At 64.0% G+C, this 19,344-nt stretch carries 18 protein-coding genes; 13 read left to right on the top strand and 5 right to left on the bottom strand.

From position 1 onward, the window contains the following. Window positions 1-209 (bottom strand): NYN domain-containing protein (locus AC0L3B_RS27265; protein WP_473381404.1); only part of this gene is annotated, 209 nt, incomplete at its 3' end. A 329-nt stretch (window positions 210-538) separates the two neighbouring features. Between AC0L3B_RS27265 and rpoZ the strand changes: the two genes are divergently transcribed. The 12 genes from rpoZ (at window position 539) to AC0L3B_RS27205 (ending at window position 13,041) form a co-directional block, all read left to right on the top strand. Then, window positions 539-931 carry a DNA-directed RNA polymerase subunit omega gene (rpoZ, locus tag AC0L3B_RS27260; protein WP_007603391.1) on the top strand — a complete coding sequence of 131 codons (393 nt, stop codon included), beginning with the start codon at window positions 539-541 and terminating at the stop codon, window positions 929-931. Window positions 932-1,139: 208 nt separating this feature from the next. After that, the gene (locus tag AC0L3B_RS27255) at window positions 1,140-3,425 is read left to right on the top strand and encodes a RelA/SpoT family protein (protein ID WP_026233572.1); all 2,286 of its coding nucleotides are present in this window, start codon (window positions 1,140-1,142) and stop codon (window positions 3,423-3,425) included. Between the two features lie 45 nt (window positions 3,426-3,470). Continuing rightward, window positions 3,471-4,223 carry a pyridoxine 5'-phosphate synthase gene (locus AC0L3B_RS27250; RefSeq protein ID WP_026233571.1) on the top strand — a complete coding sequence of 251 codons (753 nt, stop codon included), beginning with the start codon at window positions 3,471-3,473 and terminating at the stop codon, window positions 4,221-4,223. Continuing rightward, on the top strand, window positions 4,220-4,639 hold the full coding sequence (gene acpS, locus AC0L3B_RS27245; RefSeq protein ID WP_007611179.1) for a holo-ACP synthase: 420 nt from the start codon (window positions 4,220-4,222) through the stop codon (window positions 4,637-4,639). Before AC0L3B_RS27250 ends, acpS begins: the two co-directional genes overlap by 4 nt. Before the next feature lie 248 nt (window positions 4,640-4,887). Beyond that, window positions 4,888-5,652, top strand: a complete 765-nt coding sequence (gene lepB / locus AC0L3B_RS27240; RefSeq protein WP_085357518.1) for a signal peptidase I — start codon at window positions 4,888-4,890, stop codon at window positions 5,650-5,652. After that, the gene (rnc, locus tag AC0L3B_RS27235) at window positions 5,649-6,515 is read left to right on the top strand and encodes a ribonuclease III (RefSeq protein WP_085353426.1); all 867 of its coding nucleotides are present in this window, start codon (window positions 5,649-5,651) and stop codon (window positions 6,513-6,515) included. The genes lepB and rnc overlap by 4 nt, the downstream gene beginning before the upstream one ends. Further along, window positions 6,505-7,431, top strand: coding sequence for a GTPase Era (gene era / locus AC0L3B_RS27230; RefSeq protein WP_085353425.1), 927 nt, complete (start codon window positions 6,505-6,507; stop codon window positions 7,429-7,431). Before rnc ends, era begins: the two co-directional genes overlap by 11 nt. A gap of 21 nt (window positions 7,432-7,452) precedes the next feature. Further along, complete coding sequence (locus AC0L3B_RS27225; protein WP_473298866.1) at window positions 7,453-7,833, top strand: hypothetical protein; 381 nt, start codon at window positions 7,453-7,455, stop codon at window positions 7,831-7,833. A gap of 122 nt (window positions 7,834-7,955) precedes the next feature. Next, window positions 7,956-8,708 (top strand): DNA repair protein RecO, encoded by a 753-nt coding sequence (gene recO / locus AC0L3B_RS27220; RefSeq protein ID WP_085353424.1) that lies wholly within the window; start codon window positions 7,956-7,958, stop codon window positions 8,706-8,708. Between the two features lie 100 nt (window positions 8,709-8,808). After that, entirely contained in the window at window positions 8,809-9,093 is a 285-nt protein-coding gene (locus AC0L3B_RS27215; RefSeq protein ID WP_018458403.1) for a hypothetical protein, read from the top strand. A 60-nt stretch (window positions 9,094-9,153) separates the two neighbouring features. After that, window positions 9,154-11,412: a DNA topoisomerase IV subunit A gene (gene parC, locus AC0L3B_RS27210; RefSeq protein ID WP_473381403.1), complete on the top strand. Its 2,259-nt coding sequence runs from the start codon at window positions 9,154-9,156 to the stop codon at window positions 11,410-11,412. Between the two features lie 84 nt (window positions 11,413-11,496). After that, a complete protein-coding gene (locus AC0L3B_RS27205) occupies window positions 11,497-13,041 on the top strand; it encodes a GMC family oxidoreductase (RefSeq protein ID WP_247362575.1) in 1,545 nt (514 codons plus the stop codon). 53 nt (window positions 13,042-13,094) lie between these two features. Here AC0L3B_RS27205 and AC0L3B_RS27200 read toward each other — a convergent pair whose 3' ends face one another. Then, complete coding sequence (locus tag AC0L3B_RS27200; RefSeq protein ID WP_085353423.1) at window positions 13,095-14,309, bottom strand: YeeE/YedE family protein; 1,215 nt, start codon at window positions 14,307-14,309, stop codon at window positions 13,095-13,097. Between the two features lie 1,256 nt (window positions 14,310-15,565). On the opposite strand from AC0L3B_RS27200, the gene AC0L3B_RS27195 reads away from it, so the two are divergent. Beyond that, entirely contained in the window at window positions 15,566-15,955 is a 390-nt protein-coding gene (locus AC0L3B_RS27195; protein WP_247298205.1) for a nuclear transport factor 2 family protein, read from the top strand. A 196-nt stretch (window positions 15,956-16,151) separates the two neighbouring features. Here AC0L3B_RS27195 and AC0L3B_RS27190 read toward each other — a convergent pair whose 3' ends face one another. The 3 genes from AC0L3B_RS27190 to AC0L3B_RS27180 all read right to left on the bottom strand — a co-directional run bounded on the left by AC0L3B_RS27190 (window position 16,152) and on the right by AC0L3B_RS27180 (window position 19,329). Then, window positions 16,152-16,847, bottom strand: coding sequence for a DUF899 family protein (locus tag AC0L3B_RS27190; protein WP_473381402.1), 696 nt, complete (start codon window positions 16,845-16,847; stop codon window positions 16,152-16,154). A gap of 278 nt (window positions 16,848-17,125) precedes the next feature. Further along, window positions 17,126-18,511, bottom strand: coding sequence for a chromate efflux transporter (chrA, locus tag AC0L3B_RS27185; protein WP_247369758.1), 1,386 nt, complete (start codon window positions 18,509-18,511; stop codon window positions 17,126-17,128). Then, the gene (locus AC0L3B_RS27180) at window positions 18,511-19,329 is read right to left on the bottom strand and encodes a chromate resistance protein ChrB domain-containing protein (protein WP_026233570.1); all 819 of its coding nucleotides are present in this window, start codon (window positions 19,327-19,329) and stop codon (window positions 18,511-18,513) included. The genes chrA and AC0L3B_RS27180 overlap by 1 nt, the downstream gene beginning before the upstream one ends. Between the last annotated feature and the right edge of the window lie 15 nt (window positions 19,330-19,344).

Genomic DNA, 19,344 nt, shown 5'->3' with positions numbered 1-19,344 from the left:
TCGAGCCAGTCGATCAGCGGCCGGATCGAGGAGTACTCCTGATCCTCGATGATCGCGGTGTAGTAGAACGCCCTAAGTAGCGTCCCGCGGCTCTGAAACTCCTTCAGCAGGCGCTTGTAATCGATGTCGAAGCCCAGAGTTTTTGCCGTCGCGTAGAGATTGGCTCCATCGATGAAGAGCGCGATCTTGTCGGTAGAGGAAGGTGACATTCAGTTTGCTCGCGTAGAGTTCGTGATTGATCGTTTATTGTTGGCGCGGCGACAGCAAGCCGCGCGCTTCTAAAGTCCCGCCGAAACCCGTCGAAACCGCAAATCCGGAGAAGTCGGGGCAATCAAGGTATAGTTATGGCCAACTTGCACATACCCGGCGCCGCCCTCGCCGGCGGCCCGGGTAACCACCCATCCCAGCGCCAATGTGGGGGTAGCAGAGCCGTTTGGCGAGGCCAAATCACAAATTGGCCTTGCGAAACCCTCCCGGTCCCTATAACTACCGGCATTCATCCACATATTTCGTCCCACCCACAACGGAGCGACAGTCGATGGCTCGCGTCACCGTAGAAGATTGTATCGACAAGGTCGACAACCGGTTTGACCTGGTCCTGCTGGCCGCCCACCGCGCCCGCATGATTTCGTCTGGTTCACAACTAACGGTTGACCGTGATAACGACAAGAACCCTGTTGTGTCTTTGCGCGAAATTGCTGAGACCACCATTTCGCCGGAGGACCTCCGCGAGGAGCTGGTGCACTCGCTGCAGAAGTTCGTCGAGGTCGACGAGCCCGAGCCTGACACTGTGCCGCTGATCGGTTCCGCCGGTGCAAGCGTGGATGCAGACGATACCGAAGTCGCCGTTGAGCGCATGACGGAAGAAGAGCTCCTGAAGGGTCTCGAAGGCCTCGCGCCGCCCGAGGAGCAACCCGAGGAAGACGAGTAAATCGTCCCGTCGCGCTCATCGACTTCTTTGTGATCTGATCAAAGGCCCGAACCGTTGTTCGGGCCTTTGCTTTTGTTGGCGTTTTCGTGGTTACCATAGCGTCGTCGGTTCGCGCCTGTCCCTGTCACTGAATTGATCGGACACGCGCGCGATCGGAGCTAAGATGTATACACGGGCTCTGTCGTGGTCCGTTTGAAGGCAGGACGGCATGGTATATCGACGCCGCACACCAACGCAGATGCAGGCCGCAACCGAATCGGTTGCCGTGGCCCCGACTGCGCCGGTGGCGCGCCCGGCGAAGCCTCGCGCACGCATGATGCGTCAATATGACCTCGTCGAGCGCGTCAGGTCCTACAATCCCAACACCGACGAAGATCTGCTGAACCGCGCCTATGTCTACGCCATGAAGGCGCACGGCTCGCAGACCCGCGCCTCGGGCGACCCGTACTTCTCCCATCCGCTCGAAGTGGCGGCGATTCTCACCGACCTGAAACTCGACGACGCCACCATCGTGGCTGCGCTGCTCCACGACACGATCGAGGACACCGAAGCGACGCGGGCCGAGATCGACCAGATCTTCGGGCCCGAGATCGGCGCGCTGGTCGAAGGGCTGACCAAGCTGAAGCGGCTGGAGCTGGTGTCGCGGGAAGCCAAACAGGCCGAAAACCTGCGCAAATTGTTGCTGGCCATTGCCGACGACGTCCGCGTGCTCCTGGTGAAGCTCGCCGATCGCCTGCATAACATGCGCACGCTGGACTTCGTGCCGACGGAATCGCGACGGCGCATTGCCGAGGAGACGCTCGATATCTATGCGCCGCTGGCCGGGCGCATGGGCATGCAGGAAATGCGCGAGGAGCTGGAGGACCTGTCGTTCCGGACCCTCGACCCGGAAGCCTATTCGGTGGTGATGCAGCGGCTCGATGCGCTGGCCGAGCGCAACCGCAATCTGATCGGCGAAATCGAGGACCAGCTCTCCAACAATCTGCGCCACCGGGGCTTGGGCGCGCGAGTCTATGGCCGCCGCAAGAAGCCATTCTCGATCTGGACCAAGATGGAGCGGAAGTCGGTCGGCTTCGAGCAATTGTCCGACATCTTCGGCTTCCGCGTCGTCGTCAACGACATCGAGGCCTGCTATCGCGCGCTCGGCATCGTCCACACGAACTGGCCGGTCGTGCCCGGGCGGTTCAAGGACTACATCTCGACGCCGAAGCAGAACGACTATCGCTCGATCCACACCACCGTGATCGGCCCCGGCAACCAGCGCGTCGAGTTGCAAATCCGCACCGAGGCGATGGACCAGATCGCCGAGCGCGGCATCGCCGCGCACGTGTTCTACAAGGAAGGCGTGGGCTCGCCGACCGAATTCCTCAAGCGCGAGTCCAATGCGTTCGCCTGGTTGCGCCACACCATCGGCATCCTCTCGGAGAGCGCCAACCCCGAGGAATTCCTCGAGCACACCAAGCTCGAGCTGTTCCACGACCAGGTGTTCTGCTTCACCCCAAAGGGCAAGCTGATCGCGCTGCCGCGCCATGCCAACGTGATCGACTTCGCCTATGCCGTGCATACCGACGTCGGCAACAGCGCGGTGGGCTGCAAGATCAACGGCCAGTTTGCGCCGCTGTCCTCGGAGCTCCAGAATGGCGACGAGGTCGAGGTGCTGACCTCCGAAGCGCAAGCGGCGCCGCCGTCCGCCTGGGAAACGCTCGCGGTCACCGGCAAGGCGCGCGCCGCAATCCGCCGCGCCACCAGGACTGCGGTGCGCGATCAATATGTCGGTCTCGGCCGGCGCATCGTCGAGCGCCTGTTCGAGCGCGCCAAGATCGAATATGCCGACGACAAGCTCAAGGGCGCGCTGCCGCGGCTGGCACGAACCTCGATCGAGGACGTCATGGCGGCTGTGGGACGCGGCGAGATCAAGGCCTCCCACGTCGCGCGTGCGATGTATCCCGACTACAAGGAGGAGCGCATCGCGCGCTACGGCGTCAAGAAGGGGCTTGCCGGCAAGCTCAAGGAGAAGTCGTTCGAACCGCCGCGCACCCCGGTCGCGATTCCGATCCGCGGCATCAATTCCGACCTGCCGGTGAAGTTTGCGCCGAATGGCGGCGCAGTGCCCGGCGACCGCATCGTCGGCATCGTCACGCCGGGCGAGGGCATCACCATCTACCCAATCCAGGCGCCGGCCCTGAAGGATTTCGAAGAAGAGCCGGAGCGCTGGCTCGACGTGCGCTGGGACATCGAGGACTCCGCGCCGCAGCGCTTCCCGGCCCGCATCAAGGTCGAGAATGTCAACGAACCCGGCGCGCTGGCGCAGATCGCGACCGTGATCGCCGAGCACGACGGCAACATCGACAACATCAGCATGCAGCGCCGCTCACCGGACTTCACGGAGACGACGATCGATCTCGAAGTCTACGATCTCAAGCATTTGAGCGCGATCCTGGCCCAGCTGCGCGCGAAGGCGGTCGTCGCCCGCGCCGAACGTGTTAATGGATAGACGCCTTCCGTCATGGTCCATTCCTATGATTCCGTGAGTCCTGAAATGCCTGCACCTCCGCTCCGCCTCGGCGTCAATGTCGACCATGTCGCGACCCTGCGTAACGCGCGCAGCGGCCGCAATCCCGATCCGGTGCGCGCGGCGCTGCTGGCGATCGAGGCCGGCGCCGACGGCATCACCGCTCATTTGCGCGAGGATCGCCGGCACATCCGCGACGAGGACATGGCGCGGCTGAAAGCCGAGATCTCCAAGCCGCTTAATTTCGAGATGGCGGCGACCGAGGACATGATGCGTATTTCGCTCGCCACCAGGCCGCATGCGGTGTGCCTCGTGCCGGAGCGGCGCCAGGAGGTGACGACCGAAGGCGGGCTCGACGTCGTCGGCCAGCACAATGCGCTGGCGCCTTATATCGCGCGGCTGAACGATGCCGGCATCCGGGTGTCGCTGTTCATCGCGGCCGATCCCGCCCAGATCGAGACGGCGGCGCGGCTGCGCGCACCCGTGATCGAGATCCACACCGGCGCCTGGTGCGACGCCGTCGTCGAGGGTCACGCCGACAAGGCCGAGGCCGAATGGCGGCGGATCGTGGCAGGGGCGAAGCTGGCGAAAGAAGCAGGGCTGGAGGTTCACGCCGGACACGGGCTGGACTACGCGACAGCGGAGACGATCGCCGGCTTGCCGGACATCATGGAACTCAACATCGGCTACTACATGATCGGCGAAGCCCTGTTCGTCGGTCTCGCCGAGACGGTTCGCAGCATGCGCGCGGCGATGGACCGCGGCCGGAGCCGGGCATGATCATCGGCATCGGCTCCGATCTGATCGACATCACCCGGGTCGGCAAGGTGATCGACCGCCATGGCGAGCGCTTCCTCGACCGCATCTTCACCGCGGCCGAGCGGGCCAAGGCGGAGCGGCGCGCCAAGAACGAGAAGATGGTGGTGGCAACCTACGCCAAGCGCTTCGCCGCCAAGGAGGCCTGCTCCAAGGCACTCGGCACCGGCATCAGGCGCGGCGTGTGGTGGCGCGACATGGGGGTGGTCAACCTGCCGGGAGGGCGGCCAACCATGCAATTGACGGGCGGGGCGCTGGCCCGGCTCCAGGCCCTGACGCCCGAAGGGTTCGCGGCGCAGATCGACCTGTCGATCACCGATGACTGGCCGCTGGCACAGGCCTTCGTCATCATTTCGGCCGTGCCGCTGGCCAAACCCTGACGGTGCTCCGATAATTTTATAATTCGCATTCAAAATCAAGCGCTTATGCAGTTTTGACGCGATCCTTGATTGCGTGGCCTCCGACAACCGTCTAAAAGTCCGCGGACGCAAATCAGGCTGGGCGAATTCGGCTTTACGCCGGAATTGGCCCTCATTATCAGAATCAGGACAATCTCCTTGGGCCGCGAGCGATGGGCTGTTCGCGGGAGGAGGGCGCGCTGTGACCGCCCGCCGGAATTGAGAGAGCAATGAGCGTGACTTCAGGAACGAAAACTGAGAGCGGCATCGGCGAAACGATCCGGGTCGTGATCCACGCTCTCCTGATCGCTCTGGTGATCCGCACCTTCCTGTTTCAGCCGTTCAACATCCCATCCGGCTCGATGAAGGCGACACTGCTGGTCGGCGACTATCTGTTCGTCTCGAAATATTCCTACGGCTACAGCCATTACTCGATCCCGTTCTCGCCGCCGCTGTTCTCGGGGCGGATCTGGGGCTCGGACCCGAACCGCGGCGACATCGTCGTATTCCGCCTGCCGAAGGACGATTCCACCGACTACATCAAGCGCGTGATCGGCCTGCCCGGCGACCGCATCCAGATGCGGGACGGGCTGCTCTACATCAACGACACGCCGGTCGAGCGGCAGCGCATGAGCGAATTTGTCGGCGAGGACCCCTGCGGCGCCGAAAGCAGCGGCGTCTCCCGGGTGAAGCGCTGGAAGGAAACGCTCCCGAATGGCGTGTCCTACGAGACGCTGGACTGCGCCGACAACGGCTACGTCGACAACACCAACGTCTACACCGTGCCGACCGGCCACTTCTTCATGATGGGCGACAACCGCGACAACTCCACCGACAGCCGCTTCCTCGGCCAGGTCGGCTACGTGCCGCAGGAGAATTTGATCGGGCGCGCCCAGATGATCTTCTTCTCGATCGCCGAAGGCGAGCATGCCTGGATGTTCTGGCGCTGGCCCTGGGCGGTGCGCTGGAATCGCTTCTTCAAAATCGTCCGATGAAAGACGAAGCCAAGGACATCGCGATCCTACCGACCGAGGCGCAAGCGGGCCCCGACGGCGAAGCTGCGACCAAGACTCTTGATACCAAGACCCTTGAGGTCAAGACGCCTGAGATCAAGACGCCCGCAAAGAAGAAGCGGGTGCGGAGCAGCAAGGTCAGGGGCTCGGATGCGAATGCGGGGCTCGAGGCACGCATCGGCTACAGCTTTGCCGATCCGAACCTCTTGATGCAGGGCGTCACGCATGTCTCCGCGCTGAAGTCCGGGCGCAAGCGCGGCGACAGCTATCAGCGACTGGAATTCCTCGGCGACCATGTGCTCGGGCTCGTCGTCTCCGACATGCTCTATCACGCCTTCCCGAACGCCGACGAAGGCGAGCTGTCCAAGCGACTTGCCGAACTGGTGCGCAAGGAGAGCTGCGCCGATGTCGCCAAGTCGCTCGGTCTGCTCGACGACATCAAGCTCGGCTCGGTCGGCTCCAGCGCCGACGCGCGCCTGCGCAAGAGCGTGCTCGGCGACATCTGCGAGGCCGTGATCGGCGCCGTGTTTCTAGACGGCGGCTACGCGGCAGCGGCCGATTTCGTCAAGCGCAACTGGACCGAGCGCATGCACAAGCCGCGACGTCCCTTGCGCGATCCCAAGACCGTTCTCCAGGAATGGGCACAGGGCAAGGGATTGCCGACGCCGGTTTATCGCGAGGTCGAGCGCACCGGCCCGCATCACGATCCGCAATTCCGCGTCGCGGTCGACCTGCCGGGGCTGGCACCGGCGGAAGGCATCGGCGGCAGCAAGCGCGCGGCAGAGAAAGTGGCAGCTTCAGTGATGATCGAACGTGAAGGCGTTGGCGGCGGCAATGATGGTTGAAGCAAGCGGCGAGGCGCCCACTGCCACGCGCTGCGGCTTCGTCGCGCTGATCGGCGCGCCGAATGTCGGCAAATCCACGCTGGTCAATGCGCTGGTCGGGGCCAAGGTCACGATCGTCTCGCGTAAGGTGCAGACCACGCGCGCGCTGATCCGCGGCATCGTGATCGAGAACAACGCGCAGATCATCCTGGTCGATACGCCCGGAATCTTCCTGCCCAAGCGCCGGCTCGACCGCGCCATGGTCTCGACCGCCTGGAGCGGCGCGCATGACGCCGACCTCGTCTGCGTGCTGCTGGATGCCAAGGCCGGCATCGACGAGGAAGCGGAGGCAATCCTCACCAAGGTCGCCAGCGTCAAGCACGAGAAGATTTTGGTCATCAACAAAGTCGACCTGGTCCAGCGCGAGAAGCTGCTGGCGCTGGCGCAGGCTGCCAACGAGCGCATGGCCTTCGCAAAGACGTTCATGATCGCGGCGATCTCCGGCGACGGCGTCGATGACCTCAGGCGTACACTGTCCGAGATCGTACCGCCGGGGCCGTTCCTCTATCCCGAAGACCAGATGTCGGACGCGCCGATGCGGCAGCTCGCGGCCGAGATCACGCGCGAGAAGATCTTTCGCAAACTGCACCAGGAACTGCCCTACCAGTCCACCGTCGAGACCGACAAGTGGGAAGAACGCAAGGACAAGTCGGTGCGCATCGAGCAGACGATTTTCGTCGAGCGCGAAAGCCAGCGCAAGATCGTGCTCGGCGCCGGTGGCGCCACCATCAAGTCGATCGGCGCGGACTCGCGCAAGGAGATCGGCGAGATCCTGGGCGTGCCGGTGCACCTGTTCCTGTTCGTCAAGGTGCGCGAGAACTGGAGCGACGATCCCGATCGCTACCGCGAGATGGGCCTGGAATTTCCCAAAGAATAACCAAGAAAAGATCGGTCGACGATGAGCGTACCCAGCAACGTACGGCGCTTCGAAGCGTTGCTCTATGCATCGTTGATGCTGGATGCCTTGTCGGTGGCGGTGCAGGACCGCACGCCGACTGCCGAGATGACCGAACAGATGATCATAACGTCGTCGCTGCTCGCCGGCGGCATGATCCTGCTGCTGGTGTATTTCGTCCGGCTGGCCGCGCACGGGCGCAAGAACTGGCCGCGCTGGGTGCTGGCGGCAGCGCTCGTGCTGTCGGTGATCTCGCTCGGCCAGATCATCGGCGAGAAAGGCATGGAACTCGACAGCGCCATCGAGATCGTCTCCTGCGTGCTGACCGCGATGGGATTGTATTTCTCGTTCCGCGGCGACGCGCAGGGCTGGTTCAACGCGTGAGGCCGTGTCGGGTGGATTGGCGGCGCGCAATTCACCTTCCAGGCGTGCCCCCGCGATTGGCCGATTAGGCCTTCGGCCAATCCGCCCTACGATTGAAGACCGGAATCCGCTAGACTTCACCGATGGAATGGACCGACGAAGGCATCGTGCTGGGGGTGCGGCGGCATGGCGAGAGCAGCGCCATCGTCGAGTTGCTAACCCGTGCCCACGGCCGCCATCTCGGTCTCGTCCGCGGCGGCGCCGGCTCTCGGATGCGTCCGTTGCTGCAGCCCGGCAACAGCCTCCGCGTGGTATGGCGGGCGCGGCTCGACGAGCATCTCGGCACCTATGCCATCGAGGGCCTCAAGCTGCGGGCGGCGACGCTGCTGGGATCATCCCACGGCGTCTACGGCATCACCCATCTCGCCTCGATCGCGCGGTTGCTGCCGGAGCGCGATCCGCACGAAAACCTCCTGGCGCTGCTCGAACATTCGCTGGACGATTTCGACGACATCGGCAGCGCGGCCGTGCACGTGATCCATTTCGAACTGGCAATGCTCACCGAACTCGGCTTCGGGCTGGCGCTGGAAAACTGCGCGGTGACAGGAGAGACCACCGACCTGATCTACGTCTCGCCCAAATCCGGCGGCGCGGTGTCCCGCGGGGCGGGCGAGCCGTGGCGCGACCGCCTGTTGCGGCTGCCGCCGTTCCTGCGCCAAAGCGAGGTGCAGGGCGACCTCACCGATCAGGATCTCCAGGACGGCTTTCGACTGACCGGCCTGTTCCTGCTGCGCCACGTGCTGGAACCACGCGGGCAAGGCCATTCCGATGCGCGGGCAGGCTTCATCAACGCGCTGACGCGACAGCAGGCAAAGGCCGCCATTCCCGCGCCATGAGCTTGGCGCGGCTCTGCGTTGCCTCAGTGGACCAGCCCTTGCTGGAACAAAACTCGGTTCCCCGGACTTGCCATTTTGGGTTCCAACCGGGGATAGCCTCATGCTGATCAAGGGACTTGTGATATCGGCAGCGCTGATTGCGCTGGCGCCGGACGCCCTCGCGGGTGAGCAGCCGGGCGTCTTTCGCCGTGCTTCCTGTACCGTCGTCAGATTCTATGTGGCTAAATATTCCGCTGCAGCCGCAGAGGCATGGGCACGGTCCAAAGGCGCGACGGAGGCCGAGATCGACACCGCGCGGCGGTGCCTGACCAATGCCCCGGCCACCACGCAGGCTAAAGCCGCGCCACCCACCCAGACCTTCACCGCAGGCTGGGCCGGCCAGTAGGCCGCCACAGGGAACCAATCGATCCTTGCCCGATTCGCTTCCACGGTTTAACCGGGCGGCATGGGAAAACGATTGATTCCGCCGGAGGAACCGGCCGAAATTCACGAGGTGCCGCTGCGTGAGGCGTTGGAAGAGCGCTATCTCGCCTACGCGCTCTCCACCATCATGCACCGCGCGCTGCCGGATGCGCGCGACGGCCTGAAGCCGGTACACCGGCGCATCCTGTATGGCATGCGGCTGCTCCGGCTCGACCCGGGCACGGCATTCAAGAAGTCCGCCAAAATCGTCGGCGACGTGATGGGCTCGTTCCATCCGCATGGCGACCAGGCGATCTACGACGCCATGGTGCGGCTGGCGCAGGACTTCTCCTCGCGCTACCCGCTGGTCGACGGCCAGGGCAATTTCGGCAATATCGACGGCGATAATCCCGCCGCCTATCGCTACACCGAAGCGCGCATGACCGACGTCGCGCGGCTTCTGCTCGACGGAATCGATGAGGACGGCGTCGAATTCCGCCCCAATTACGACGGCCAGTCGAAAGAGCCGATCGTGCTGCCCGGCGGCTTCCCGAATCTGCTCGCCAATGGCGCGCAAGGTATCGCAGTCGGCATGGCGACCTCGATCCCGCCGCACAACGCCGCCGAGCTCTGCGACGCCGCGCTGCATCTGATCGAGAAGCCCGACGCGAAGTCGAAGGCCTTGCTGAAATGGGTCAAGGGTCCGGACTTTCCAACCGGCGGCATCTGCGTCGATTCCAAGCAGGCGATCGCTGAAGCCTACACCACCGGTCGCGGTTCGTTTCGCGTCCGCTCCCGATGGGAGCAGGAAGAGGGCGCGCGCGGCACCTGGGTCGTCGTCGTCACCGAGATACCCTTTCTGGTGCAGAAGTCGCGGCTGATCGAGAAGATCGCCGAGCTGCTGGACCAGAAGAAGCTGCCGCTGGTCGGCGATATCAGGGACGAGTCGGCCGAAGACGTTCGCATCGTGATCGAGCCGAAATCGAAGAACGTCGATCCCGCGCTGATGATGGAATCGCTGTTCCGGCTGACCGAGCTCGAAAACAAGATTCCGCTGAACCTCAACGTGCTGATCAAGGGCCGCATTCCCAAAGTCGTGGGGCTCGCGGAGTGCTTGCGCGAATGGCTCGACCACCTGCGCGACGTGCTGATCCGTCGCACCAACCATCGCAAGGCCGAGATCGAGCGCCGGCTGGAGATCCTCGGCGGCTTGCTGATTGCCTATCTGAACATCGACGAGGTGATCAGGATCATCCGCAATGAGGACGAGCCGAAGCCCGCGCTGATCAAGGCGTTCAAGCTCACCGAGGTGCAGGCCGAAGCCATCCTCAACATGCGGCTGCGAAGCCTGCGCAAGCTCGAGGAGATGGAGATCCGCAGCGAGGACAAGGATCTTCGCAAGGAGCTGAAGGGCATCGAGGGACTGCTGGCGTCCGAACCCGAGCAGTGGAAGAAAGTCGGCGAGCAGGTCGGCAAGGTTCGCGACATGTTCGGACCGAAGACCCCGCTCGGCAAGCGCCGCACCACCTTTGCCGACGCGCCAGAGCATGATCTCGCTGCGATCGAGGAGGCACTGGTCGAGCGCGAGCCGGTGACGGTGGTGGTCTCCGACAAGGGCTGGATCCGCACTCTCAAGGGCCATGTCGAGGATCTCTCGGGGCTGGCCTTCAAGCAGGACGACAAGCTCGGATTCGCGTTCTTCGCGGAAACGACCTCGAAGCTGCTGCTGTTCGCCACCAACGGAAAATTCTACTCGCTCGATGTCGCAAAACTTCCGGGCGGCCGCGGTCATGGCGAGCCGATCCGCCAGTTCATCGATCTCGAGCCGGAGGCCGCGCCGGTCACGCTGTTCGTCAACAAGGGCGGACGCAGATTCCTGGTCGCGAGCCACGAGGGCCAAGGGTTCGTCGTCAGCGAGGACGATTGCGTCGGCACCACCAAGAAGGGCAAGCAGGTCCTCAACGTCGACATGCCGAACGAGGCGCGCACAGTCACCGAGGTGATCGGCGACACCGTCGCGGTCATCGGCGAGAACCGCAAGATGCTGGTGTTCCCGCTCGACCAGGTGCCGGAGATGGCGCGTGGCCGCGGTGTGCGTCTGCAGAAGTACAAGGACGGCGGCCTCTCCGACATTGCAGTGTTCGACGCCAAGACGGGCCTGACCTGGAAGGACTCCGCCGGCCGCGAATTCTCCGCGACCATGAAGGAGCTCGCCGAGTGGAAAGGCTCTCGCGCGGACGCCGGCCGTCTGCCGCCGAAGGGATTCCCGAAGTCGAACAAGTTCGGCAGGGGGATCGGGTAGTCGGGCGACAGTCTGGTTCCGCCGGTGCGCGCGGTCTGATACCGTCCGCCATCCCGGTGTTCTGGAACGTTGAGAAGTAGCGCGATGTACGATGTCATTGTTGTCGGCGGCGGCTCGGCCGGCGCTGCTGTTGCGGCGCGGCTCTCGGAAGATCCCGCACGGCGCGTCCTGCTGCTGGAGGCGGGTCTGGACTGGCGCGCCGACGAGGCGCCCTGGGAGGTGATGACGCCAAATCCCATCCCGATCATCCACAAGCGCGAGTACCAGGAGAAGTGGCAATGGCCGGATCTTCTGACGCGCCGTGTGGCCGGCCAGGAGCCGCGCTTCTACTGGCGCGGCAAGGGGCTCGGCGGCTCGTCGATGATGAACGGCCAGATCGCCATCCGCGGCGTCGCTGCTGCGTTCGACGAATGGGCGGCCAATGGCTGCACCGGCTGGTCGGCCACGGACGTGATGCCGTTGTTCTCGGTGATCGAGGATGATCTGGAATTCGGCGACGCCGCCGGCCACGGCCGCGGTGGACCCCTGCCGGTCTATCGGGCGCCGCCGGAAAAATGGGGGCCGATCGACCGCGGCTTGCGCGATGCGGCGTTGGCGAGCGGCTATCCCTGGTGCGCCGACGTCAACGGCCCTGACGGCGAGGGCGTCGCCTGCTATCCCATCAACAGCCGCGACAGCCGCCGCATCACGACCAATGAGGGTTATCTGGAGCCCGCGCGGGGCCGCGCCAATCTGGAAATTCGCGGGCATGCGCTGGTCGACCGCGTGCTGATCAGCGACGGCCGGGCAACCGGCCTCCGCGTTCACATCGAGGGGCAGGGCACCAGCGAGATCAGCGCGCGCCAGATCGTGCTGTGCGCCGGCGCCATCCACAGTCCAGCGATCCTGCTGCGCTCGGGCATCGGTCCTGCGGAGGAGCTGAAGGCGATAGGGATCGCGGTCGAGCGCAACCTGCCGGTCGGCAAGCACTTCTTCGATCATCCGCTGTTCCGTGCCACGATCCAGCTCCACCAAGACCTGCGGCCGACCGATCCGGACACCCGCCACACCAATTGCTGCGTGACCTATTCGTCGGGCCTCGCCGAGGGCGGCAAGCGCGACATGATCCTGATCGCCTTCAATCACCGCGGCATCGGCGTGCCGGGCGCGATCGGCGCCGGGCTGTTCAACGCGTATTCGCGTGGAACGCTCAAGCTGGCCTCGACCGATCCCACGATCGATCCCGTCGTCGAGGAAAACATGCTGGCCGATCCCCGCGACATGCTGCGCATGAAGGATGCGGTGAAGCGGCTCGCCGTGATCACCTCCCAGCCGGCGCTATCAGGCATCGCCGACTGGATCCGGCTCGCGGACACCGATCTGACGCTGCCGCAAGCCGCGGCCTTGCCGGAGCATGAACTGGATGCGCTGCTGCGCCGTGAGACCGGCGATATCCAGCACGCCGCCGGCAGTTGTCGTATGACCGGCTTTGAGAGCGCCGACGGCGTGGTCAACCCTGACGGCACCGTGAAGGGCATCTCCGGCCTGCGCATCGCCGACGCCTCGATCATGCCATCGGATTGCCGGGCCAACACGCATTTCACGACCGTGGTGATTGGCGAGGCGATCGCGCGGATGATGATGCGTTAGGTTCAATCGTCGTCCGCCATGGCGGTCTGATGAAACGGCGCGCAGACGAAAACCTACCGCTCGACGGCCAAGCCGAACAGCGGTCGGAGATGTGTCCCCAGAATGTTGCCGACGAAAGCCGCCACCAGCCAGCACCAGCCATGCAGGCTGCCCGATGCGATCCCGCTGAAATAAGCGCCGATATTGCAGCCATAGGCGAGCCGGGCGCCATAGCCGAGAAGCAGGCCGCCGATGATGGCGGCGAGGAGCGAGGATGCGGAGATGCGCCATGTCGGATGGAATTTGCCGGCGAGGCCTGCGGCCAGCAACGCTCCCAGGATGATGCCGAAATCCATGACGGAGGTGATGTCGGCGAAGACGCTTTGGTGCAGCGAGGTCGCGCGAGCACCCTGCCAATAGGGCCATGACGCGACGTCGACGCCGAGGCTCATCAGGATCTTCGATCCCCAGAGCGCGAAAGCGGAGGTGATGCCCCAGGGACGTCCCGCAAGATACAGCGTGGCGAAATTTCCGATCGCGAGCAGGATCGCGCCCCACAGCAGCGGCCATGGCCCCTGCATGAAGCGGCGCGCGCCGCGGAGCTTCGTCCGCGCTCCCGGCTCGAGTTCGCCGTGGCGGCCGATCTCGGCCCTGAGGGTGATGAGATAAATTGCAGCCATAACAGCCCAGCAGAGCACGAGGGCCGGCAGCCATCCGAGCCGTTCGATCAACGAGACGGCGCCGATGTTCGGCAGCGCGCTCCACCACGGCAGATGCAATGCACCGAGCGTCGATCCGGCGATGAAGGCCGCCAGTGTCACCAGCATGCGGGTGTTGCCGCCGCCGGCGGTATAAAGCGTTCCCGACGCGCAGCCGCCGCCAAGCTGCATTCCAAGGCCGAACAGGAATGCCCCGGTGAGCATGCCCACGCCCACCGCGCCGAGCTCGCCACGCACGGCGACGCCGAACAGCGTGCCTTGCGCCAGGGCCGGGAAGAAGAGGGCGGTTGCCAGCGCAAGCATGACCATTTGGGCGCGAAGGCCGGCGCCTCGTCGTGCGACAATGAAGACGCGCCAAGCCGAGGTGAACCCGAACAGCGCATGGTACAGCGTCAGGCCAAGTGCGCCTCCGAGAAGAAACAACAATCCCTGTTGCCACGAAATCGTGCCTGACAAGGCCGCTGCGCCCGCCAGAAGAATTGCCGCCGCGACAGCGACGACCGTGAGATTGGCGCCGTGCCGGTCATTGTCAGGGGCAAGCAGCCGCGCATCGATAGATAGATCGGTCATGGCTCATCCAAAAGCGGATTTCTTCGGCAGTGAGAGCTAACCGGGGCGAATTCTCCCCGTTCCAATCTTTCCACCTTGGAACCGATGCGATAGCGCTAGCCTGTCATGCCCAGGCTCGACCGGGGCATTCAGTACGCCGCGGCCTCTCCTCTCAAATCTCGACTGTCTTGGGCTACCGGGTCGCCCGGTCAAGGCGGGCGACGACAGCGAGAGTGGGCAAGATTAGTCGTCGCGCCGATGCACGTTTCAAACGGCGGACGAGAGTTCGCGATCTCGCGGCGCGTTCCGCCCGAGTCTTGCGTCGTCGCATCGCCCTCATTGAGACAAGGGCGCAGGGAAGGCCGGGCGCCGGCTGGCACCCGCAGGTCCGTGCGCGATAGAAATGCACACGGGGTGGACCACAGGTTCGCCGGATCGCCCGGCCTTCCCTGCACGATGGTTTTAACGTGTCCTTCGTGCTCTCCCCGGGGAGCGATGCACTATTGCCCCCGTCGCCTTGCGGATAACTGATGCACGTGCCCGGTCGGGCCGCCACATCACCGCAGGACTTGACGCACAGACCCCGGGCGTCAGGACCACACGACTTGTTCGTCCGCGCACGTCCTCGCTGGGACTTCGAGTGCTGGCGTGTGCTCACACCCGAAGCCATGCGAAGACGCTTTCGGCATCGTGTCGCAGGCACGAAGGCCATTGCTCACAGCCAAAGCCGCCCTGCAATGCCTATCGTGCCCGACGCCGTCGCGTCCATCGCTGCCCAGCCCGCGGTTCGTGACGATCGCGATCCGCCCCTTGTCTCGGGCCAGGGTGTGTCGCTTATACGTCAAATCCGAATTTCGGTAAAGTGGAATATTTTACGAGGTGGGCTTGACGGGCGATGTGGCGGAAGTGGTCGTCGCTGTTTTGCCCGACGGGCACGGGCAGGCGAGGATGACGGCTTCGCCCAAAGAGTTGAGACGGCAGCTTTGGAGGACAGAGAGTAAGTCCGCCGGCGCGGTCATCATCGACGGCTTGGGCCCCTGGACGGACATTCAACGGAAACCTCGAAATTCCTCATGGAATTCTGGCCAAGCGCGTGCAGCGCGAGCCCGGAACGATTTTTACCGAAGGTTGTTAAGGCTCAAATTATCTGATGTCGCTTCTATCGTGGCATGACGCCAGCAAGGGAGGGCGCTTTCGCCCAGCTTGAGGCCCCGAGCTCTTTGTTGAGGAGTCGCGGTCGGCCTTACGTTCGGTCGAACTCTAAAAGGAAAAACGGCATGACGAAAAGCACGCTCGATCTGGCACGTGCCAGGTTAAAGGCATACGTCGATAAGGATCGGACAGCGATCGAAGCGCTTCTTGCGGACGACTATCACTTCTCAAGTCCAATCGACAATGAGTTGGATCGTGCGACTTATCTGCGCCGTTGCTGGCCCAACAGCGAGAAGACCAATTCGTTCGATGAAGTCATCGCGACCGAGGATGGAAGCCGAGCAGTCATCGTCTATGAGGCAGCTGCCGCAGGGGGGCACAGGTTTCGTAATTGTGAGGTAACCACCGCTCGCGGAGACAAGATCGTTCGGGTGGAAGTCTACTTTGGATGGGATATGCCTCACAAAGCGCCGAAAGGCGGCTCCGTCGAAAATGACGGCGAGGGTCACGCTTAGCGGGATGCCGGTCGAGCTACGATCAACAACGCCGCTTTGGCATTTGTAGGCCCTTGGTCTCATCCCATGCGCGGTCATGCACGTCTCGACCTCGTCCGGGTTCGTCAGGATCACAGGCATCGCTTTCGCGCGGATGGCATTGCAACCTACTAGCGAAGCCGCGCGCGCATTATCACTATCACTGACGGCAGGAGGCTCAGTAAGCGAGCTTTGGGTACCAGTCGGTGCCGCGGCCTTCTGGCGTGGTATCGAGGATGCTCCAGAGCGGATCGAAGTCGGGCGCGCCGCGCGGATCCTGTTGGGGGTCGGCCATCGTGCCGCTCATCTCGCCGGACCAAAAATGTCGGATCGTGCCGTCGCGCTGCGTGAACACGCTGTAGCCGGGCACGTCGGCATCCTCGGCGCTGACATAGTCGCGCGTGTAATCGCCGGAGATGTCAGAGAAGACCTTGTGCCGCGTCCAGCCGCGCGCCTTCTTTGCCTCGATCAACCTGGCGATCGGCGACCGCGCGATGAAGACGAACCCGATACGCTGCTCGATGTCGGGTAATTTGTGCTCCCATGTGCTCATGAATGAGGTGCACATCGGGCAGGGCGTCTGCCGCTGCGGCCCGAACATGTAGCTGTAGACCGCGAGCGTCTGCTTGCCCTCGAACAAATCGGCGAAATTCACTTCGCCATTCTCCCCTTCAAACACGTAGTTTTTCTTCACCTCGCCGCCGGGCGGAAGCGCCCGGCGCAGTTCAGCGACACGCTCGATCTGACGACGCAGCTCGATCTCCTTCGTCAGGAGGTCTTGCCGGGCGCGGCGATAATCGACGCTTTCGTTGGGAAAATGAGCCTTGTTCGTACCAGCAAGCTCCGAAGCAGGCTTCAGGATGGAACTATCCATTGCATGACCTCTGGTTGGGGCCGATATCTGGGAAGACGTCCGGCGGCACCTCGTTCCGACACCTTCGCTCAACTATTTGGAAAGCGCTCGGTTGGTCCAAAAGATCCTGCTGCGGGTCGCTGCGGTGTTTCGAGCGCGCGTGGCCTCTAGGCCAAACGCCTGCTCATCAAGGTCGGTCCTTGGGTCCTTGCCCCTGAGCATAGTCGCCATGCAACCCTGACCGCTTAGCGATGCCTTCCATTGGCAAACCGGACGTGACGAACCAATCAGTCGGTGTCCTAGATCACCCCCGCCAGCCGCAACGCCACGCCCGCCGCGCAACTGCCGGCCAGCACCGTCAACATCCCCAGCTTGAACCGGAAGATCGCAGTTGCCGCCGCGATCGACAGCAGCAGCGCGGGGATGTCGATGCTGGTCAGCACCGGCATGTCGAAGTCCAGCGGAAACGCATGCACCGGCACGGTGTCGCGAAACAGCGTGTGCAGCGCGAACCAGATCGAGAGGTTGAGGATCACGCCGACGACGGCGGCGGTGATAGCGCTCAGCGCGCCCGCAAGCCCGGTGTTGCCGCGCAGCCGTTCGATGTAGGGAGCACCGACAAAGATCCAGAGGAAGCAGGGCGTGAAGGTGACCCAGGTCGCGAGCAATCCGCCGAGCGTGGCCGCAAGCATCGGCGACAGGCCGCTGGCGTCGCGGTAGGCGGCCATGAAGCCCACGAACTGGAGCACCATGATCAGCGGACCCGGCGTGGTCTCGGCCATGCCGAGGCCGTCGAGCATCTCGTGCGGCTTGAGCCAGTGATAGTGCTCGACCGCCTGCTGGGCGACATAGGCCAGCACTGCGTAGGCGCCGCCGAAGGTGACCATCGCCATTTTCGAGAAGAACAGCGCGATGTGACTGAAGACATTGGCCTGCCCGAGCACAAGCACGAGCGCGATCACCGGCACCACCCAGAGCGCAAGCCACAGCGCGCCGACGCGAATGGTGCGGGCGGTGTTGGGTCGGACATGATCGGGCACGGCGTCGCCCAGCATGCTGTCGATCAAGGCGCTGCTGCCGCCGTGACCATGACCGGCCGGCGCGAACTCCGGACGGCCGCTTCTCGCGCCGGCATAGCCGATGATGCCTGCGGCGATGATGATGATGGGGAAGGGGACGGCAAAGAAGAAGATCGCGACGAAGGCCATCGCGGCGAGCGCGATCATGATGCGGTTCTTCAGCGCGCGCTTGCCGACGCGCACCACGGCCTCGACGACGATGGCGAGCACGGCGGCTTTCAAGCCGAAGAACAGCGCCTCGACGAAGCTGACATTGCCGTAGGCGGCGTAGACGTAGCTGAGGCCCATGATGGCGATGATGCCGGGCAGGATGAACAGTCCGCCCGCCATCAGCCCGCCGGCAGTGCGATGCATCAGCCAGCCGATATAGGTTGCGAGCTGCTGCGCCTCCGGGCCCGGCAAGAGCATGCAGTAGTTCAGCGCATGGAGGAAGCGGCCTTCCGAGATCCACTTCTTTTCCTCGACCAGGATGCGGTGCATCACCGCGATCTGGCCCGCGGGCCCGCCAAAACTCAGGCAGGCGACACGGAGCCAGACGCGAAAGGCTTCACTGAAGCTGACGCCGTGACCGGCATCAGCTCCGGTTTCGATCGTACGCGTATCCATCAAGCCTTTGCCTTGTTGGTCGGCCAGTTATGGGTCTCAGACGTCGCGTCGCGGCACCAGCGATAGAACGCGTCGTAGAGCAGCATACCGGCCTCGAGCTGTTCGAGGTCGTCATCATACATCCGCGACAGCCCGAGCGAAGCCGCGAGCAGACCGGGAGCCTCCGGCGCAAGGTCGGGCCGCCCGGTGTCGGCGCCGCGCACCAGCGTTGCGAGCCGGAGCAGCGCCGGCGCGGCAATCCCGAACTCCTCGATCATCACGTCGAAGGTGCAGAGCTCGCCACGGTGGCTCCAGAACACGTTCTCGATGTCGAACGGGGCTGCCTTGAAGCGTTCGCCGACGGCGACCACTTCGGACGGTGCCACGAACAGGAACACCGCATTGGGATCGACGAAGCGTCGGATCAGCCAGGGGCAGGCAATGCGGTCGACCTTGGGCCGCGCCCGCGTCACCCAGACGGTGCGTCCCTTGGCGTCGCGCGGCGGCAGCTTGCGGGTATCGAGCAGCGGCAGCTTTGCGTCCTTCCAGCCCTCGAATCCGCCTTCCAGCGTCTCGGCCTGGACCCCAAGCTGCCTAAGCCAGGCCGCCGTGCCCTGCGCCAGCTTTGCGCCGCGCAGGCAGGAGACGATGGCGGTGCGGCCGGCGAATTCGGCACCCCATTCCGGAACATTGTCGTGGCTGAGCTTGATCGAACCTGGGATCAACCGCCGGTCGGCGGCAAAATCCTCGTCGGTGCGCACGTCGATCAGGGCAGGGGCGTTTGCCGTGCCGATCAACCGTGCCAGCTTGTCAGATGATATCGTCGTGTAGGAAGACATGATGCGCCCTCGTGA

The organism is Bradyrhizobium sp. Kon56, from assembly GCF_055807635.1.
This window is presented reverse-complemented; position numbering and strand designations above follow the sequence as displayed.

What these genes read in the sequence shown, in the direction of transcription:
- rpoZ (WP_007603391.1), top strand. Translation starts at nt 539, where the DNA reads ATGGCTCGCGTCACCGTAGAAGATTGTATCGACAAGGTCGACAACCGG.
- AC0L3B_RS27255 (WP_026233572.1), top strand. Translation starts at nt 1,140, where the DNA reads ATGGTATATCGACGCCGCACACCAACGCAGATGCAGGCCGCAACCGAA.
- AC0L3B_RS27250 (WP_026233571.1), top strand. Translation starts at nt 3,471, where the DNA reads ATGCCTGCACCTCCGCTCCGCCTCGGCGTCAATGTCGACCATGTCGCG.
- acpS (WP_007611179.1), top strand. Translation starts at nt 4,220, where the DNA reads ATGATCATCGGCATCGGCTCCGATCTGATCGACATCACCCGGGTCGGC.
- lepB (WP_085357518.1), top strand. Translation starts at nt 4,888, where the DNA reads ATGAGCGTGACTTCAGGAACGAAAACTGAGAGCGGCATCGGCGAAACG.
- rnc (WP_085353426.1), top strand. Translation starts at nt 5,649, where the DNA reads ATGAAAGACGAAGCCAAGGACATCGCGATCCTACCGACCGAGGCGCAA.
- era (WP_085353425.1), top strand. Translation starts at nt 6,505, where the DNA reads ATGATGGTTGAAGCAAGCGGCGAGGCGCCCACTGCCACGCGCTGCGGC.
- AC0L3B_RS27225 (WP_473298866.1), top strand. Translation starts at nt 7,453, where the DNA reads ATGAGCGTACCCAGCAACGTACGGCGCTTCGAAGCGTTGCTCTATGCA.
- recO (WP_085353424.1), top strand. Translation starts at nt 7,956, where the DNA reads ATGGAATGGACCGACGAAGGCATCGTGCTGGGGGTGCGGCGGCATGGC.
- AC0L3B_RS27215 (WP_018458403.1), top strand. Translation starts at nt 8,809, where the DNA reads ATGCTGATCAAGGGACTTGTGATATCGGCAGCGCTGATTGCGCTGGCG.
- parC (WP_473381403.1), top strand. Translation starts at nt 9,154, where the DNA reads ATGGGAAAACGATTGATTCCGCCGGAGGAACCGGCCGAAATTCACGAG.
- AC0L3B_RS27205 (WP_247362575.1), top strand. Translation starts at nt 11,497, where the DNA reads ATGTACGATGTCATTGTTGTCGGCGGCGGCTCGGCCGGCGCTGCTGTT.
- AC0L3B_RS27200 (WP_085353423.1), bottom strand. Translation starts at nt 14,309, where the DNA reads ATGACCGATCTATCTATCGATGCGCGGCTGCTTGCCCCTGACAATGAC.
- AC0L3B_RS27195 (WP_247298205.1), top strand. Translation starts at nt 15,566, where the DNA reads ATGACGAAAAGCACGCTCGATCTGGCACGTGCCAGGTTAAAGGCATAC.
- AC0L3B_RS27190 (WP_473381402.1), bottom strand. Translation starts at nt 16,847, where the DNA reads ATGGATAGTTCCATCCTGAAGCCTGCTTCGGAGCTTGCTGGTACGAAC.
- chrA (WP_247369758.1), bottom strand. Translation starts at nt 18,511, where the DNA reads ATGGATACGCGTACGATCGAAACCGGAGCTGATGCCGGTCACGGCGTC.
- AC0L3B_RS27180 (WP_026233570.1), bottom strand. Translation starts at nt 19,329, where the DNA reads ATGTCTTCCTACACGACGATATCATCTGACAAGCTGGCACGGTTGATC.